The 17,430-nt window shown below is 68.7% G+C and carries 15 protein-coding genes; 4 read left to right on the forward strand and 11 right to left on the reverse strand.

Translation table 11 applies throughout. The features are described from left to right. Position 1: 1 nt before the first annotated feature. Complete coding sequence (ppc, locus tag ACH46_RS10030) at positions 2–2,860, forward strand: phosphoenolpyruvate carboxylase (protein ID WP_062392768.1); 2,859 nt, start codon at positions 2–4, stop codon at positions 2,858–2,860. A gap of 20 nt (positions 2,861–2,880) precedes the next feature. Here the strand turns inward: ppc and ehuA are convergent, their stop codons facing one another. From ehuA to tkt, 9 genes are all read right to left on the reverse strand, one after another. Next, positions 2,881–3,636 carry an ectoine/hydroxyectoine ABC transporter ATP-binding protein EhuA gene (gene ehuA, locus ACH46_RS10035; protein ID WP_062392769.1) on the reverse strand — a complete coding sequence of 252 codons (756 nt, stop codon included), beginning with the start codon at positions 3,634–3,636 and terminating at the stop codon, positions 2,881–2,883. 25 nt (positions 3,637–3,661) lie between these two features. Further along, positions 3,662–4,300, reverse strand: a complete 639-nt coding sequence (gene ehuD, locus ACH46_RS10040; RefSeq protein WP_062392770.1) for an ectoine/hydroxyectoine ABC transporter permease subunit EhuD — start codon at positions 4,298–4,300, stop codon at positions 3,662–3,664. Further along, positions 4,300–5,031, reverse strand: a complete 732-nt coding sequence (gene ehuC, locus ACH46_RS10045; protein ID WP_062392771.1) for an ectoine/hydroxyectoine ABC transporter permease subunit EhuC — start codon at positions 5,029–5,031, stop codon at positions 4,300–4,302. The genes ehuD and ehuC overlap by 1 nt, the downstream gene beginning before the upstream one ends. A 16-nt stretch (positions 5,032–5,047) precedes the next feature. Then, complete coding sequence (ehuB, locus tag ACH46_RS10050) at positions 5,048–5,938, reverse strand: ectoine/hydroxyectoine ABC transporter substrate-binding protein EhuB (protein ID WP_062392772.1); 891 nt, start codon at positions 5,936–5,938, stop codon at positions 5,048–5,050. 370 nt (positions 5,939–6,308) lie between these two features. Further along, complete coding sequence (gene pgl, locus ACH46_RS10055; RefSeq protein ID WP_062392773.1) at positions 6,309–7,055, reverse strand: 6-phosphogluconolactonase; 747 nt, start codon at positions 7,053–7,055, stop codon at positions 6,309–6,311. Then, positions 7,052–7,963, reverse strand: coding sequence for a glucose-6-phosphate dehydrogenase assembly protein OpcA (locus tag ACH46_RS10060; protein ID WP_082399898.1), 912 nt, complete (start codon positions 7,961–7,963; stop codon positions 7,052–7,054). Before ACH46_RS10060 ends, pgl begins: the two co-directional genes overlap by 4 nt. Further along, positions 7,960–9,501 (reverse strand): glucose-6-phosphate dehydrogenase, encoded by a 1,542-nt coding sequence (gene zwf / locus ACH46_RS10065; RefSeq protein ID WP_062392775.1) that lies wholly within the window; start codon positions 9,499–9,501, stop codon positions 7,960–7,962. The genes ACH46_RS10060 and zwf overlap by 4 nt, the downstream gene beginning before the upstream one ends. Before the next feature lie 14 nt (positions 9,502–9,515). Beyond that, complete coding sequence (gene tal / locus ACH46_RS10070; protein ID WP_062392776.1) at positions 9,516–10,634, reverse strand: transaldolase; 1,119 nt, start codon at positions 10,632–10,634, stop codon at positions 9,516–9,518. A 32-nt stretch (positions 10,635–10,666) separates the two neighbouring features. Next, positions 10,667–12,745 carry a transketolase gene (tkt, locus tag ACH46_RS10075; protein WP_062395234.1) on the reverse strand — a complete coding sequence of 693 codons (2,079 nt, stop codon included), beginning with the start codon at positions 12,743–12,745 and terminating at the stop codon, positions 10,667–10,669. A 306-nt stretch (positions 12,746–13,051) separates the two neighbouring features. On the opposite strand from tkt, the gene ACH46_RS10080 reads away from it, so the two are divergent. Continuing rightward, the gene (locus ACH46_RS10080) at positions 13,052–13,993 is read left to right on the forward strand and encodes a heme o synthase (RefSeq protein ID WP_082399573.1); all 942 of its coding nucleotides are present in this window, start codon (positions 13,052–13,054) and stop codon (positions 13,991–13,993) included. Between the two features lie 33 nt (positions 13,994–14,026). Continuing rightward, the gene (locus ACH46_RS10085; protein ID WP_062392778.1) at positions 14,027–15,256 is read left to right on the forward strand and encodes a hypothetical protein; all 1,230 of its coding nucleotides are present in this window, start codon (positions 14,027–14,029) and stop codon (positions 15,254–15,256) included. Between the two features lie 7 nt (positions 15,257–15,263). Here the strand turns inward: ACH46_RS10085 and ACH46_RS10090 are convergent, their stop codons facing one another. After that, positions 15,264–15,977: a hypothetical protein gene (locus tag ACH46_RS10090; protein ID WP_226995831.1), complete on the reverse strand. Its 714-nt coding sequence runs from the start codon at positions 15,975–15,977 to the stop codon at positions 15,264–15,266. Continuing rightward, positions 15,970–16,959 (reverse strand): quinone oxidoreductase family protein, encoded by a 990-nt coding sequence (locus tag ACH46_RS10095; protein WP_062392780.1) that lies wholly within the window; start codon positions 16,957–16,959, stop codon positions 15,970–15,972. Before ACH46_RS10095 ends, ACH46_RS10090 begins: the two co-directional genes overlap by 8 nt. Positions 16,960–16,994: 35 nt before the next feature. On the opposite strand from ACH46_RS10095, the gene ACH46_RS10100 reads away from it, so the two are divergent. Next, positions 16,995–17,360 (forward strand): hypothetical protein, encoded by a 366-nt coding sequence (locus ACH46_RS10100; RefSeq protein WP_062392781.1) that lies wholly within the window; start codon positions 16,995–16,997, stop codon positions 17,358–17,360. Positions 17,361–17,430: the final 70 nt, after the last annotated feature.

Below are 17,430 nucleotides of genomic sequence, written 5' to 3' on the forward strand. Positions count from 1 at the left end.
CATGGCTGCCACCGGCTCGACCCCCGACACCCCGAATCCCGCCGCGATCGAGCAGGCGATCGCGACGCCGATGGTCGAACGCATCAGCGTCGACGACACCGGTCGGGTCCTGACCGAACCGCTCCGTGACGACATCCGCTATCTGGGCGGGCTCCTCGGCGACGTGATCCGGGCGCATGCGGGGGAGGAGACCTTCCGACTGGTCGAGGACTCCCGCCAAGACGCCTTCGGCATCCGTTACGCGGACCGGACGCGCGACGACCTCGCCGCTCGCTACGTCGGCCGCGGTGTGTCGGACCTGATGCCGGTGATCCGCGCGTTCACCAACTTCGCGCTGCTCGCCAACCTCGCCGAGGACCTGCACCGGGAACGTCGGCGGCGCATCCATCTGCGGGCGGGCGATCCGGCTCAGCCGTCGTCGCTGGCGGGTGCGTTCGCGAAACTCGCCGACGCCGGCCTCTCCGACGCCGAGGTGGCTGCCGCACTGGTCGACGCGGAGGTGGTCCCGGTGATCACCGCGCATCCCACGGAGACGCGTCGCCGGAGCGTGTTCGACGCCCAGAACCGGATCACCGAGCTGATGCGCATCCGTTCCCGCACCGAGCTGACACCGGCCGAGGAGGCCGCCCTGTCGGCCGACATCGGCAGGCAGATCCTGCTGCTGTGGCAGACGGCGCTGATCCGCCTGCGGCGCCTGACCATCTCCGACGAGATCGTGACGGGGCTGCGGTACTACGGCGCCTCCTTCTTCGACGTGGTGCCCGCCCTCAACAACGACGTCCGGGCGGCCCTCGCCGAGGCCTACCCGGACGCCGACTTCGGCGGTATGTCGATGATCAGCATGGGCTCCTGGATCGGCGGCGACCGCGACGGCAACCCGTTCGTCACCGCCGAAGTGGTGACCGAGGCGTCGTCGAGCGCGGCGCGCGCCGTGATGAGGTATCACCTGGATCAGTTGACGACGCTGCACCAGGAACTGAGCCTGTCCGCGCGGCTGTTCCGACCGGTGACCGAGGCGCTGACCGAGCTCGGCGCACATCACGTGCCGGCAGGCGAACCGGTCGACGGCGACGATGAGCCGTTCCGGTCCGCGGTCACCGCCGTGCGATCCCGAGTGCTCGCACGGGCACTGGTGACGCTCGGCGAGGACGTGATCGACCCCGCCGAACGGGACATCGCGGCGTCGTCTGTGCCGTACGACGACGCCGACGAGTTCCTCGCCGACCTCGACGTGATCGACGAGGCCCTGCGCGCGGGCTCCGACGCATCCATCGCGGACGACCGGCTCGCCGCACTCCGCGAAGCGGTCCGCACCTTCGGCTTCCACCTGTCCGGCCTCGACATGCGGCAGAACTCCGAGACCCACGAGGAGGTGGTCGCCGAACTGCTCGCGTGGGCGGGCGTCTGCGACGACTACGCGGCGCTCGACGAACCGGCGCGAGTCGAGTTGCTCAGCCGCGAACTCACGTCGCGGCGTCCGCTGACGTCACCCGACGCCGACTTGAGCGACCTCGCGATCAAGGAGCTCGGTGTGGTCCACGCGGCGGCCGGCGCCGTCGACCGCTTCGGGCCCCGGGCCGTGCCCAACTACATCATCAGCATGTGCACCTCGGTGTCGGACATGCTCGAGGCGCTGCTGTTCCTCAAGGAGGCCGGGCTCTACGTGCCGGGCGCGACTCCGTCGTGCAGTGTCCGGGTCGTCCCGCTGTTCGAGACCATCGAGGACCTGCGCGACGGCGCGGCGACCCTCACGGCGACCCTCGGGCTCGACTTCTACCGCGATCTGGTCCGCGCGCAGGGAAACACCCAGGAGGTGATGCTCGGGTACTCGGACTCCAACAAGGACGGCGGATACCTGGCGGCCAATTGGGCGCTCTACCGTGCGGAGTTGGATCTGGTGAAGGCCGCTCGCGAGGCGGACGTGCGGCTGCAACTGTTCCACGGACGCGGCGGCACCGTCGGTCGCGGCGGCGGCCCCAGCTACGACGCGATCCTCGCACAGCCGCCCGGCGCGGTACAGGGTGCGCTGCGGCTCACCGAACAGGGTGAGATCATCGCCGCCAAGTACGCCGAGCCCGTCAGCGCCCGCCGCAACCTGGAGTCGCTGCTGGCCGCCACCATCGAGTCGACCCTGCTGGACACCGAGGGACTCGGCGACGATCCCGCCGAGGCTTACGCCGACTTCGACGAGCTCGCCGAACTGGCCCGTCGGGCGTACAGCGCTCTGGTGCACGAGACGCCCGGCTTCGTCGAGTACTTCACCGCGTCGACCCCGCTCTCGGAGATCGGTGCGCTCAACATCGGCAGCCGACCGACGTCGCGGAAGCAGACGACCGCCATCACCGATCTGCGGGCGATTCCGTGGGTGCTGTCCTGGACGCAGTGCCGCGTCATGCTCCCCGGCTGGTACGGAGTCGGCAGCGCCGTGCAGGAGTGGATCGGCGCCGATGAGCGTCGCCTCGCGAAACTGCAGGACTACTACGAGAACTGGCCGTTCTTCCGATCGGTGATGTCGAACATGGCGCAGGTGCTCGCGAAGTCCGACATGGGCCTGGCACACCGCTACGCACAACTCGTCGACGACGAGGACCTCCGCGAGCGGGTGTTCACGATGATCGTCGCCGAGCACGAGCGGACCATCGCGATGTACACGAAGATCGCAGGCACCTCCGATCTCCTCGCCGACAACGCAGCCCTGAAACGGTCGGTCTACAACCGGTTCCCGTATCTGGAGCCGCTGAACCTGATGCAGGTGGAGCTGCTCAAGCGGTTCCGTTCGGGGGAGGACTCGCCGCTGATCCGGCGTGCCATCCAGCTCACGATGAACGGTCTGGCGACGGCGTTGCGCAACAGCGGATAGGTGCCGGGGGCGGCACCGCGCTACAGCACCGCCTTCAAGAACTCCCGAGTCCGCTCCTCGCGGGGTGTCTCGAAGATCTGGTCTGGGGTGCCCTCCTCGGCGATCCGGCCGGCGTCGAACATGAGGACGCGGTCGGAGACCTCGCGGGCGAAACGCATCTCGTGCGTCACGATCAGCATGGTGATGTCGGTGCTGGTCGCGATGTCGCGGAGGACGCCGAGGACGCCGTCGACCAATTCGGGATCGAGCGCCGAGGTCACCTCGTCGAGCAGCATCACGTCGGGGCTCATCGCCAGGCAGCGGGCGATCGCGACCCGCTGCTGCTGACCCCCGGAGAGCTGGGTGGGGTGGGCGTCCTCCTTGTCGCTCAACCCGACCATCTCCAGCAGCTCGCGCGCTCGTTCGACGGCCTGGTCGCGACTGCGCCCGAGGACGTGCACCGGAGCCTCGGTGATGTTCTGCAGAACGTTCATGTTGGGGAACAGGTTGAACTGTTGGAACACCATGCCGATGTTCTTCCGCGCCTCGCGCAGGCTCTTCTCTTTCGCGGGCACCAGCTTCTCGCCGCGATACTCGTGGCTGAGCGGCTTCCCATCGACCCAGATGACGCCGTCGGTCACCTTCTCCAGGGTCATCAGGAGGCGGAGGATGGTGGTCTTGCCGGAGCCGCTGGGGCCGATCAAGGTCACCTTCTCGCCCCGTTGCACCGAGAAGTCGAGGTGGTCGAGCACGGTGTGGTCGCCGAACCGCTTCACCACGTCGTCGAAGCGGATCATCGCATCGGTGCCCGATCGGGCGTCGTCAGAGGGCAAGACGTTTCTCCAGTCGTCGGATCAGAACCGAGGTCGGATAGCTCGCGACCAGGAAGAAGGCGCCCGCGAGAGTGAACGCCTCCAGGTAGGCGAAGTGCGCGGCGCCGAAGGTCTGCGCAGACGTCACGAGCTCGACCACGGAGATGGTGAACAGGTAGGGCGTGTCCTTGAACATCGACACGGCATTGTTGCCCAGCGCGGGCGTCGAACTGCGAACCACCTGAGGAAGGATCACGGCGCGCCAGGTCCGCAGGGGCGGCAGCGACAGGGCGCGGGCCGCCTCCCACTGGCCGACCGGAACCTCCTCGATCCCCGCCCGATAGACCTCCGCCATGTAGCTCGAGTAGTGCACGCCCAGCACGGTGACGCCGATGCTCAGCGGGGTGAAGCTCGGCAGCAGCGCGAACGCGAACAGGAGCTGCATGACGATCGGCGTGAGGCGGATGAACTCTGCTGCGGCGTGCACCGGGACGGCGAGCCACCGCGGCCCCGATCGCCGGATCACGGCGATCACCAGGCCCAAGACCGCGGCGAGCACGAAGCCGATCAGCGTCGCCAGCAGGGTGATCGTGAAGCCCTCCCACAGGACGGGCAGAGCGTCGTGCGCTCGTTCCCAACTCCAATCCATCAGGCCGAGGCACCTCCTCGAACGGTGTCGGTGGTCGGCCGGAAGCTGAGCACCTCGCGGAGTGACGGTCCGCGGCCCAGACGGTGCTTGGCTCGGGCTTCGGCGAGGTTGATGAGCAGGGAGACCGCGTACGCGAGGACCAGGTAGATGAGCAGGCCGATCCCGAAGGAGAACAGTGTGCTCCCGGTCGTCTTCTGCAGGTCGACGATGCTCGCGGTCAGGTCCTGCATCGTGATGAACATCGCGAACGCGGTGCCCTTCAGGAGGTGGATCAGCAAGTTGCCGAGCGACGGGATCATCATCGCCCAAGCCTGCGGGAACACGACCCGCCGTAGTCGCTGCACGGTACTGAAGTTGAGGGCGACCGCGGCTTCGATCTGTCCGCGCGGGACCGCGTCGAGTGCGCCGCGCACCACCTCGGCCCCGTACGCGCCGTAGTTGAGGCCGAGCGCGAGGATGCCGCAGAGCACCGGGTCGAGCTGGTATCCGAGGAGCGGCAACACGTAGAACAGCCAGAACAGCTGGACGACGAGTGATGTGCCGCGGAAGAACTCGATCAGGACGCGGGCGACGAACCGGACCGGCAAGGACCGCAGGCGGACCACGGTGCCGAGCACCACGGCCAGGACGAAGGCCAGCAGTCCGCCGCCGACCGTGAGTTCCAGGGTCACGACGATGCCCTGCCAGATGGACGGCAGGGCATCGACGAGAGCGTCGATGTTGTGATTCACCGAGTGCGGACCCCGACTACTTTCCGCTGCAGAGTTGTTCGGTGGTCAGCGAGGGATCGGGGATGTTCTCCTTGGTGAACCCGAACGGCCCCAGGATCCGCATGTACTCGGCTGGATCGGAGAGGATCTTCTTGACCTCGGCGTTGTAGGCGTCGCGCAGTGAGGTGTCCTGCTTCCGGAAGACCGTCGCACCGGCCGGATTCTGCTCCTTGCCGTTGATCACGGCGATGAACGGCTTCGTGACCTCGACGTTCAGTCCAGGCGTGTTGTCCTTCGCGTACTTCAGCGACACGGCGGTGAGGGCGAAGACGTCGGCGCGTCCGGAGTTGACGGCGTCGATGCCGGACTGCTGGTCCTTCACGAGCATCGTGTTCGGGATCGAGAGCTCCTTGGCGTAGTCGGCTTCGATCGCCCCGGTCATCGCCGCCAGCTTGGCGCCGGACTTCTTCACCGAGTCCATGTTCGACAGGTTCATCGGGTTACCGGGCTTCACCATGAGCGCCGTCGTGTAGTTGATCTCGGGCACGCTGAACGCCGCCTGACCGCAGCGCTCGGGGGTGATGGACATGCCGGCGCTGACGAGGTCGTACCGCTTCGCGTTCAGGCCCGGGATCAGGCCGCCCCAGTCGGTCTTCACGCCCTTCAGGTTCGGGACGCCGAGACGCTTGAAGACTTCACGGTGCAGCGCGATGGTGCCGCCGGTGACGTCGCCGTCCTTCTCGAAGGAGTAGGGGGCCTCGTTGGCGAAGGCGACGGTGACCGTCCCCTTCTCGCGGAGGGACTCGAGGGTCGTCGCCTCGTCGTCGGTCTTGGTGCAGGCACTGAGTGTCGTGGCTGCGAGAAGGACGGCGGCGATCAGGGCCGCGCCCTTTCGAATCAGAGTCCGGTTGTCGCGTCGAGATGTCATGTCTGCCTTCTCCCCGCTGGGCGTCGACCGGATGCGGCGAACGTCGGGTTCGCTGCGGTGTCACGCGTTTTCGGGCGCCCAAGGTTTCGTATGTTCGAGGTCTTGACTATCGGGTGAACCGACCGTAACAACCTATTCGACGATTAGTGGCGGTTCGGGGAGATCGGTGCGGAGACGGCACGGCTTTCGCCGAGTCGCCCACTGTCCCTTCGACGGTTGAGCCGGACCGGAGCGGAAGCCCGTGGCGAAACCGCGGGGGAGAGAGACGTGCGTGCTAGGCCTGCCCCCGATGGTTGAGCCGGGCCGGAGCGCAGCGGAGGTCCGTGTCGAAACCGCCGCGGGCTGGGTCGACTGTCGGGGGCGGTGCCCGTCAGGAAGTCGGCAGGTCTGCGGCGGCGGCGCGGTCGAGGAACCAGACGGTGCGCTCGGTGCCGGAGGCACCGGCGCAGGGCCAGTCGTGGCGCGACGCGCCGGCGGCGGCAGCCGCGACGGCCTCAGCCTTCTCGGCGCCCGAGACCAGGAACCAGACCTCGCGAGATGCGTTGATCACCGGGAACGTCAGGGTGATGCGACGCGGCGGCGGCTTGGGGGAGTCGGTGACCGCGACGACCGACTCGTAGTCCTCGGCGGTCGCAGCGGTGTGCGGGAACAGGGAGTTGATGTGGCCCTCGCCGCCCATGCCGAGCAGATGGACGTCGAAGACCGTGTTGTGGCATACCAGTCGGCGGTACTCGCGCATCGCGGCATCGATGTCGTCGCCCCAGGCGCCGTCGGACGCCGGAATGACGTGCACGCGCGCAGGGTCCACCGCGACGTGGTCGAGGAGTGCCTCGCGGGCCTGCAGCTCGTTGCGTTCGGGATCGTTCGCCGGCACGAAACGCTCGTCACCCCAATAGATCTCGACTCGGGACCAGTCGATGTCGCCGCTGTCGGCGGCGAGCGCGCGCAGCAGGGCGATGCCGTTGGAACCGCCGGTCAGCGCCACGGTCGCCAGACCGCGCGTCTCCTGGGCGGCGGCCACCGTCGCCGCGAAGCGCTTCGCCGCGGTCGACACCAGTTCGGCGGCGGTGGGGAAGATCAGGCGTTCCGACCGGTCGGTCGTCTCTCCTCGGGTCATGGTCTCTCCTCATGCGTGACACCGGACAGCCCGTGCAGGGCACTTTCGTACACCTCGTCGGCGTCGAGGCTGCGCAGCTCCTCGGCGAGGCACTCGGCGGTGGTCCGACGCGCCCAGTGGGACCGGCCGTCCGGGTGTCCGGTGCTGCGGAGCACGCCGCCCTCGTCTCCGACGCTCATGGACAGCTCGCCGTCGGTGCGGATCAACGTCACCGACATGTCGCCGTCGGAGCGGGTCACGGGGACGCCGAGGGCGTTCGCGAGCCAGCCGGCGAACAGGTCCAGTCCGGCGAGGTCGTGGGGGCCGGTGACGCGCGCAGCGGTGATCTCCGTATGCGGGGGTCGGTCGAGCGCCGACACGAGCATGGCGCGCCACTGGGTGATGGCCGCCCACGCGAGGTCGGTGTCACCGGGCGTGTAGCCGACCCGACGTGCGCCGAGCAGGGCACCGGGATCGTCGCTCCGCCTGCTGTCGGTGATGCGGCGCGACGCCAACCGACCGAGCCGGGAGTCGGCCGGTCGGGCGGGCGCACGGCCCGGCCACCAGGTGACGACCGGGGTGTCCGGCAGCAGGAACGGGGTCACCACCGCGTGCGGATGGTCGGCCAGGGGACCGGTCAGGTGCAGCACGACCACCTCGGACGCGCCGGCGTCGCCGCCGACCCGCAACTGGGCGTCGAGCTTCGGCGCCGCGGAGCGGTCGTGGCGCACCACCATGATCACGCGGCACGGGTGCTCGCGACTGGCCCTGTTGGAGGCCTCCACGGCGTCCTCGGCGTCGTCGCCGTCGTCCAGGTCGATGATCAGCGTCAGCACGCGACCGAGCGTCACCGCGCCGCCGGTGCGGCGCAGGTGGACGATCTTCTTGCTGATCTCCTCGGTGGTGGTGTCGGGCAGGTCGACGATCACGGGCGCCTCCACACTCGTCCGGTGCGTGCCATCATCTCGTCCGCGGAGGTCGGACCCCATGTGCCGGACTCGTATTCGTCCGGGGCGCCGGACGCGGCCCAGTCCTCCAGGACCGGGTCCAGGATCTGCCAGCTCAGTTCCACTTCCTCGTCGACCGGGAACAACGAGGGCTCACCGAGCATGACGTCGAGCAGCAGGCGCTCGTAGGCCTCCGGTGACGACACGGTGAACGCGCCGCCGTACGAGAAGTCCATGTTGACGTCGCGCACCTCCATGCCGCTGCCCGGCACCTTGGAGCCGAACCGGAGGGTGACGCCCTCGTCGGGCTGCACCCGGATCACCAGTGCGTTCTGACCGAGCTCCTCGGTCATGGTGTCGTCGAAGGGTAGGTGCGGCGCCCGTTTGAAGACGATGGCGATCTCGGTGACGCGACGGCCCAGGCGTTTGCCGGTGCGGAGGTAGAAGGGGACGCCGGCCCAGCGGCGCGTATCGACCTCCAGGGCGATGGCCGCGAAGGTCTCGGTCGTGGAGTCCGGGGAGAAGCCCTCCTCGTCCTTCAGTCCGACGACCGGCTCGGAGCCCTGCCAGCCCGGACCGTACTGCCCGCGGGCGGAGTTCTCGGCGATCGGCATGATGTTGCGGGTCGACGAGAGGACCTTGATCTTCTCGGTCTGCAGGTGCCGGGGCGAGAACGACACCGGCTCCTCCATGGCGACCAGAGCCAGGAGCTGCAAGAGGTGGTTCTGGATGACGTCGCGAGCGGCGCCGATGCCGTCGTAGTAGCCTGCGCGACCGCCGAGCCCGATGTCCTCGGCCATCGTGATCTGCACGTGGTCCACGTAGTGGGAGCTCCACAGCGGATCGAAGAGCTGGTTCGCGAACCGCAGCGCCAGGATGTTCTGGACGGTCTCCTTGCCGAGGTAGTGGTCGATGCGGAAGACCGACTCCTCGGGGAACACGCTGCCGACCAGGGCATTGAGCTCGCGGGCGCTCTCCAGGTCGTGTCCGAAGGGCTTCTCGATGACCACGCGCCGCCAACTGGAGCCGGTCGGATCCGCCATGCCGGTCCGGCGCAGCTGGGACAGGACGGTCGGGAACGCCTTCGGCGGGATCGACAGGTAGTAGGCGTGGTTGCCGTCGGTGCCGCGTTCGGCGTCCAGATCGGTGAGGGTCTGCTGGAGCCGCGCGAACGCATCGTCGTCCTCGAAGGTGCCTGCGACGAACCGGATGCCCTCACTGAGCCGATCCCAGACCTCCTGACGGAAGCCGGTGCGACAGCCCGCCTCGACGGCCTCCCGCACCACCTGGGCGAAGTCCTCGTGCTCCCAGTCGCGGCGGGCGAACCCGATCAGCGCGAAACTCGGCGGCAGGAGGCCTCGGTTCGCGAGGTCGTAGATCGCCGGCATCAGCTTGCGCCGCGCGAGGTCACCGGTGACGCCGAAGATCACCAGGGCTGACGGCCCGGCGATCCTCGGCAGCCGCGTGTCGTGCGGATCGCGAAGCGGATTGGACCACGTCGGCTTCTCCGCGCGTGCCATCGACGTCAGCCCGTCTAGCTCTGTGCGGCGTCGAGTTGCGTCTGGGTGGCGCCCAGCAGGTCGGCCCAGGCCACCTCGAACTTCGCGACGCCCTCGTCCTCGAGCTTCTGGAAGACGTCGGCGAGGTCGACGCCGACGGCAGTCAGCGCGTCGAAGATCTGCCGGGACTCCGCTTCCTTCCCGATGATCGACTCGGTGTTCACCCAGCCGTGGTCGGCGAAGGCGTTGAGCGTCTTGACCGGAATGGTGTTGACGGTGTTCGGCGCCACCAGTTCGCTGACGTACAGCGTGTCGGGGTATTCGGCGTTCTTGGTGCCGGTCGACGCCCACAGCGGCCGCTGGGGCAGCGCACCGTGCGCCTGCAGATCCGGGAACCGGGTCTCGGTCTCGAACACCTCGCGGTAGGCGGCGTAGGCCAGGCGGGCATTCGCCAGACCGGCCTTGCCGCGCAGTTCCAGTGCCTCGGGCGTGCCGATCGCGTTCAGGCGGTCGTCGATCTCGGAGTCCACGCGGGAGACGAAGAACGACGCGACCGACTCGATCTTGCCCGCGTCGTGCCCGTTGCGGAGCGCGGTGTCCAGGCCGTCCAGGTACGCGTCCATCACCTCGCGGTAGCGCTCCACCGAGAAGATCAGGGTGATGTTGACGCTGATGCCCTCGGCGATCACGCGAGCGATCGCCGGGATGCCCGCCTTGGTGGCCGGGATCTTGATGAACAGGTTGGGCCGGTCGACCAGGTTCCACAGTTCGACGGCCTGGGCGACGGTGCCGTCGGTGTCGTTCGCGAGGCGAGGATCCACCTCGATGGACACGCGACCGTCGTGACCGTCCGTGGCCTCGAAGACGGGTGCGAGGACGTCGCACGCCGAGCGGACGTCGTCCGTGGTGATGGCGGTCAGCGCGGCGTCGGCGTCGGCGTCCGACTTCGCGAGCGTGTTGATCTGCTCGACGTAGAGGTCCGACTTCGAGATGGCACTCTGGAAGATGGCCGGGTTGGTGGTGACACCGACGATCGAGTGGGTGTCGATCTCCTCCTGCAGTCCACCGTTGGTGATGAGATCGCGCGAGAGGTCGTCGAGCCACACCGAGACTCCGGCGGCCGACAGTTCAGCGAGCTTCTGGTTCTGCGACATGATGTCTCTCCTGTCCGAATTCAGCGATGAGGTCAGCGGCCGAGCACGCGGTGCGCGGCGGCGGCGACGGCGTCGGCGGTGATGCCGAACTCCTCGTACAGCTTCTTGTACGGGGCCGAAGCGCCGAAGTGCTCCAGCGACACGATCTCGCCGCCCGCGACCACCGCGTGCCACGGCATGGCGATGCCGGCTTCGACGGCGACGCGGGGGACACCGGTCGGCAGGACCGACTCGCGGTAGTCCGCGTCCTGCTCGGCGAACCACTCGAGCGATGGCATCGACACGACGCGCGCGTTGACGCCCTCGGCTGCCAGGGACTTCGCGGCCTCGACGGCGAGGGAGACCTCGGAGCCGGTGCCGATGAGCACGACGTCGAAGGCGCCGTCGTCGCCGTCGGACAGCACGTAGCCACCGCGGGCGACGCCCTCGAACGAGGTGCCCTCCAGGACCGGGACGTTCTGGCGGGTCAGCGCCAGACCGACCGGCCGGTTGCGGCGGGTCAGCAGGTGGCGCCAGGCGTGCGCGGTCTCGTTGGCGTCCGCCGGGCGCACGACGTCGAGGTTCGGGATCGCGCGCAGTGCGGCGAGGTGCTCCACCGGCTGATGGGTGGGGCCGTCCTCGCCGAGTCCGATGGAGTCGTGCGTCCACACGTAGATCGGGTCGATCTCCATCAGCGCCGCGAGGCGGACCGCCGGACGCATGTAGTCGGCGAACTGCAGGAAGGTGCCGCCGTAGGCGCGCGTGGGACCGTGGAGCACGATGCCCGACAGGATGGAGCCCATCGCGTGCTCGCGGATGCCGAAGTGGAGGGTGCGACCGTACGGGTCGGCGGTCCAGGTGCCGGTGCTGATGGCCTTGGGACCGAACGACGTGGCGCCGTCCATGGTGGTGTTGTTGGAGCCGGCGAGGTCGGCGGAGCCGCCCCAGAGCTCGGGGAGGATCGGTGCGAGCGCCGACAGGACCTTGCCCGACGCCGAGCGGGTGGCGACGTCCTTGTCTCCGGTCTCCCACGTCGGCAGGGCGTCGGCCCAGCCCTCGGGGAGTTCGTGCGCGAAGAGACGGTCGAACAGCGCCTTGCGGTCGGCGTTGTCGGCGGCCCAGGCGTCGAAGCCCTTCTGCCACTCGGCGCGGTCGGCGGCCGCGCGGTCGGCCAGCGCGCGCGTGTGCGCGATGACGTCGTCGGCGACGTCGAAATTCTTGGTCGGGTCGAAGCCGAGGAGCTCCTTGGTGGCCGCGACCTCGTCGGCGCCGAGGGCGCTGCCGTGCGAGGCTCCGGTGTTCATCTTGGTCGGTGCGGGCCACGCGATGATGGTGCGCAGGCAGATGATCGACGGCTTGTCGGCGACGGCCTTCGCGGCCTCGACGGCCTTCTCGATCGCGACGATGTCCTCGCCGCCTTCGACGACCTGCACGTGCCAGCCGTAGGACTCGTATCGCTTGGCGGTGTCCTCGGTGAGGGCGATCTGGGTGTCGTCCTCGATGGAGATGTGGTTCTGGTCGTAGAAGACGATCAGGTTGCCGAGCTCCTGGGTGCCTGCGAGCGAGCTGGCTTCGGAGGTGACGCCCTCTTCGATGTCACCGTCGGAGGCGATGACGTAGATGTGATGGTCGAACGGGCTCTGCCCGGCGGCTGCCTCCGGATCGAACAGTCCGCGCTCGCGGCGCGCGGCCATCGCCATGCCGACGGCCGATGCGAGGCCCTGGCCGAGCGGGCCGGTGGTGATCTCGACGCCCTTGGTGTGGCGGTACTCGGGGTGGCCGGGAGTCAGCGAGCCCCACGTGCGGAGCGCCTCCAGGTCGCCGAGCTCCAGGCCGAAGCCGCCGAGGTACAGCTGGATGTACTGGGTGAGGCTGGAGTGTCCGCACGACAGGACGAAGCGGTCGCGGCCGACCCACTCGGGGTCGGTGGGATCGTGGCGCATCACGCGCTGGTACAGGGTGTACGCGAGGGGAGCGAGGCTCATCGCGGTGCCGGGGTGGCCGCTGCCACAGTGCTGGACGGCGTCGGCTGCCAGGATCCGGGCCGTGTCGACGGCCTTCGTGTCAAGGTCGGTCCAATCAGAGGGGTGAACCTGCTGGGTGAGCGCGCGGATCTCGTCGGTAATGGCCACGGTGGTGGAGTCTCCTGATGCCTTGTTCTTGGTGCTCGGACGCATTAGCGTTTCCAGCCTAGCGGTCCGTGTTCGGTCCGTGTGCGGGCGGAGCGCGTTCCGGAAGGATGTGACTGACGTCAATGCGCAGGGTGAGTGCGAGGTGATCCGGACAACGCCGATTCTCTCCTCGGTCGTCCGGCGGTCTACCATCGTGTGTAGTAGTGGCCTGTCGTCGTGCCTGCGGCCAGGATTCCACCAGGCCCAATGTGAGGAGCATCTGTGAGTATTGAGGGACGCGCGGCTACCGACGCCTCCTCGACCCCGATGTCCACCGAGACTTCGGGTGGATCGGTCGGTACGGGCACCCGCGTGTGGAACACCGTGCTGGCGTACATCGCGCTCACTAAACCGCGCGTCATCGAGCTGCTCCTCGTCTCGACGATCCCGGTGATGCTGCAGGCCGACCGCGGCCACGTGAACATCGCACTGATCGCCGTCACGGTGATCGGCGGCTGGCTCGGCGCCGCGAGCGCCAACAGCCTCAACATGGTGGCCGACGCCGACATCGACCAGAAGATGAAGCGCACGCAGAAGCGGCCGCTGGCGCGTCACGCGGTGCCGGTGCGCAATGCGCTGATCTTCGGCATCGTGCTCGCCTTCGCGTCCTTCGCCGTCCTGTACTTCGGCACCGGCAACAAGTGGCTGCCGCCGGTCCTGGTGTGGATCACCATCGGCTTCTACGCCGGCGTGTACACCTTGATCCTCAAGCGCCACACCTGGCAGAACGTGATCTGGGGCGGCGCCGCAGGCTGCACACCCGCCCTGGTCGGCTGGTCCGCCGTCACCGGCACCCTGAGCTGGGAGCCCTTCGTCCTGTTCCTGGTCGTCTTCTTCTGGACGCCGCCGCACACCTGGGCGCTGGCCATGCGCTACCGCGAGGACTACCGGGCCGCCGGCGTCCCGATGTTCCCGGTCATCGCGAGCGACGAGCGCGTCACGACCCACATGCTCGCCTACACGTGGGCGACGGTCCTGACCTCGTTCGCCCTGATCCCCGTCACCAGTTGGATCTACCTGGTCGTCGCAGTCGGCGCCGGTACGTGGTTCATCTACATGGTGACCAAGCTGTGGATCGAGACCCGACGCGGCGTCGAGGTGAAGCCGTTGAAGATCTTCCTGACGTCCAACGAGTACCTGGCGCTCCTGTGCTGTGGTCTCGCCGTCGACGCCGTCATCAACATGCCGACCATCGCGAGCTTCTTCTAACAGAGTTCACCGGCCCCGGAGGACCTGCATCCCATGACGCGGCCCGGCACTCCCGCCGTGCGCATCGGCGTCGCGGCCGTCGTCGCGACCGTCGGCATCGTCGCCGCCGTTCTCGTGGACCAGCGAGTGGTCTCCGCACTGATCGGCGCGGCCGCCGCGGCCTTCGCCCTCTGGACGGTCGGCTCTCTGCGCCCCGAGCACCCGACCCTCGCGCGTCGCGGTGCGGGCGTCGTCGTGGCGTCGATCCTGCTGTTCGGCATTCCCGCGGTCGCCGTCCTGACCCCGAGCGGCATCGTCGGCGCCGAGCAGGAGTCGTCCGACGAGAGGATCGAGCCCGGCGACCTGTCGGCAGCCCTGAAACGCGCGCTCGACCGCGCTGACGAGGTCGCGCCGAACGGCGCCGAGTCGATTCTCCAGATCGAGATCGACGGCGACCGGGAGACGCTGTACGTCCTCGATCAACGCACCGGCATGCAGGTCTACACGTACCGCTCGGGCGAGAACGGCTGGTACGCCCCGACATCCGCGAGGACCTCCCAGCGGACCGTGTTCGGTCGATCCGACCTGGCTCGACTCGACCTCAACGGTGTCCGCGACCGCGTCGTCTCCGCCTGGGAGCGAGTGGGGTCGTCGGACCCGTCGTCGCCGGAGTCGGCGAAGGCCCCGTCGGTGAAGATCGAACCGCGGTCCGCGGACGGCAGAGTGGTCGCGCGGTTCGTCGGCGGTGGGTTCCCGATCGAGTCGGACACCTCGGGGAACCTGGCCGACACCGTGGACGCGGCGTCGATCGACCGGTTCTTGGATGTCGCATCGCGGGTGATGACCGCTGCGGGACTGGAGCCCGATGCAAAGGTGCTGTACCGGATCGAGTTCCGGTCGCTCGACGAAGCAGCGTCCCGACACGGCCGCTTCGAGTCGGGTTTCGAGTTGTACTTCGATGGCGGACCGATCAGTTCGATCGCCGTCGACGTCGGTTCGTTCCCCGTCGTGCGCAAGGCCACTACGACCGACGAGCCCGACGGCTTCTCCCTGACCGGGTTGACCGGGGCGACGATGGCGTCCGTGCGGGACGACCTCGCTCGACGCAGATTGGTCCCCGCATACGATCGCGACGCGATCGGGGCGAAGATCGGAGTCGCTCGCAACGACGACCATCCCGGCCGGGTGCCGGTGACGATTCAGATGGTCGTCGGCCCGAGCTCGACCGAGGTCGCCGGTGTCTACTCGACCCGTGGCCGCTTCCTGCGCGACGGAACCGACTAAGACACCGTCAGGCCTCGATCGCGCGGCGGATCTTGGTCTGCAGGCTCGCCCGTGCCCGATCGGGCCGCGGAACCACGCCGCGCTCGGCGAGCCGGTCGACGGTGCCGAGAACCTGCTGCAGGTAGGTGGCCCGCTCGGCGTTCTCCGCCGACTCCGCGTGGTTGAGCAGTTTCAGCGCCCGACGACAGTCGCGCGCATCGTCGGCACTCAGGGCACCGGTGCCGGTGGACCGGGCGAAGCGGTCGGCGGCCGCCCAGGTGCTGCGCAGCTCGTTGACGGCCGCGACGTACTTCTCTGCCATCGCTTCACCGGGGAACTCGTCGGAGCGGAGTTCGCCGGCCGTCTCGAGGCTGTCGTGGAAGGCGATGACCTGCGGTGCCGACAGATCCCAGAGCGCCGGGTACTGCAGGAGCATCTTGGGGTCCAGTTCGAACGACCCGTAGGCGCCGAGGACCTGATTGTGATGTTCGATCCCGCGCTGCCAGCGATCCCGGACCGACAGCACGGGGCGCGGCTTCGCAGCAGGAAGCGGATCGGGGTTCTTGACGGTGGCCGGTCGCGACAGCTCCGGGGTGTTGACGGCCAGCAGGCCGATGCCCAGCACCGCGGCGAGAACCACGAGCATGCCGATTCCGCCGAGTGGACGAGCGAGCAGGAGCGCTGCAAGCGCCGCGACCGCGACGACGCCCCACTTCGCTCCGCTGCGTGCGGTGCTAGTCACCGGAACCCGCTCCTGCAGTGACGTTCAAGGCCGTCGATCCGACGGTTCGCCGCGACTCGAGCGCACGGTGGGCGTCCGCCGCGGCCTCGAGCGCAAAGAGCTGACCGACGTTCACCGTGAGGGTGCCGTCGGCGACCGCGGTGAAGAACTCGTCGGCGCGCCACTGGAATTCGGCCGGATCGCTGATGAAGTGTGCGAGCGTGGGCCGGGTGACCGACAGGGACCCGGCGGGGTTGAGACGCTGCAGGTCGAACGGCGGCACGGCACCGCTGGCGCCGCCGAACAGGACGATGGTGCCCCGGATGGCCGTGGCGGCCACCGACTGCTCGAACGTGGTGGCACCGACGCCGTCGTACACGACTGGAACACCCCGGCCCTCGGTGAGGGTACGCACGCGCTCGGCGACATCGTCGCCGTACCGGAGGACTTCGGCGGCTCCGGCGGCGCGCGAGAGCGACTCCTTCTCGTCCGATGAGACGGTGGTGATGACGCGGATGCCGCGGGCCGTCGCCCACTCGGTCAGGATCAGACCCACGCCGCCGGCACCGGCATGGACGAGGATCGTGTCCCCGGCTGTGGGATGCGCACTGCCGTCGAGGAGGTAGTGGGCGGTGAGGCCGCGCAGCAGCGACGACCCGGCCACCGCGTCGTCGACGCCCTCGGGGATCGGCAGGGTGCGTTCCGCACGGTGCGTGGTGAACTCGGCGTAGCTCTGGCCGCCGTCGCACCAAGCCACCCGATCGCCGACGGACCGGGCCACGACGTCGTCACCCACGGCGACCACGACGCCCGCGCCCTCGCCGCCGGGGATGTAGCGGGGCGTGGAGGGGTAGCGGCCTTCGCGCAGGTAGGTGTCGATGAAGTTGACGCCCGCCGTGTGGACGGCGATGAGGACCTCATCCGACCGCGGCTCGGGAACCGGAAGGTCGACGAGTTCCAGGACTTCGGGGCCACCGTGGGCCGACACTTCGATTGCGCGCATGGTCCTATTTTTGCACGCCGGTATACTCGTCGGTCATGAGCGAAGACACCGCCGTTTCCACCGCCGCAGCCAGTGCCCCCGCCGCCGTCGTCTCCGCAGTGCGGAAGTTCGTCGCCGCAGAAGGCGGCTCCGCCAAGGCCGTCATCCAGCCGATCGGGGCAGCGGGCGTCCGCCTGACCCTGGTCGGCGCCGAGGGAGGCATCCTCGGTGACCGCGTCGTCGACAGCGTGGCGACCGCAGAGGCCGTCGTCGACGCCGTCGACGGACTCGAGACGGCCGAATGGGATCGCGAACTGACCTCGGTCACCAACGTCCGGCCGTCGCACTGGCGCAAGATGGCGGGCTGGGTGGCCCACCAGACGCGGTTCCCGAAGGCCCGGAACACGAAGGAACTCGACTGACATCGCGCGGGCCCGGCCCGCGCATCACGAGATCAGCCCGGAGCATCACGCTCCGGGCTGATTCGTTTGA

It is taken from the genome of Gordonia phthalatica (assembly GCF_001305675.1).
GTDB classification, from domain to species: Bacteria; Actinomycetota; Actinomycetes; order Mycobacteriales; family Mycobacteriaceae; genus Gordonia; species Gordonia phthalatica.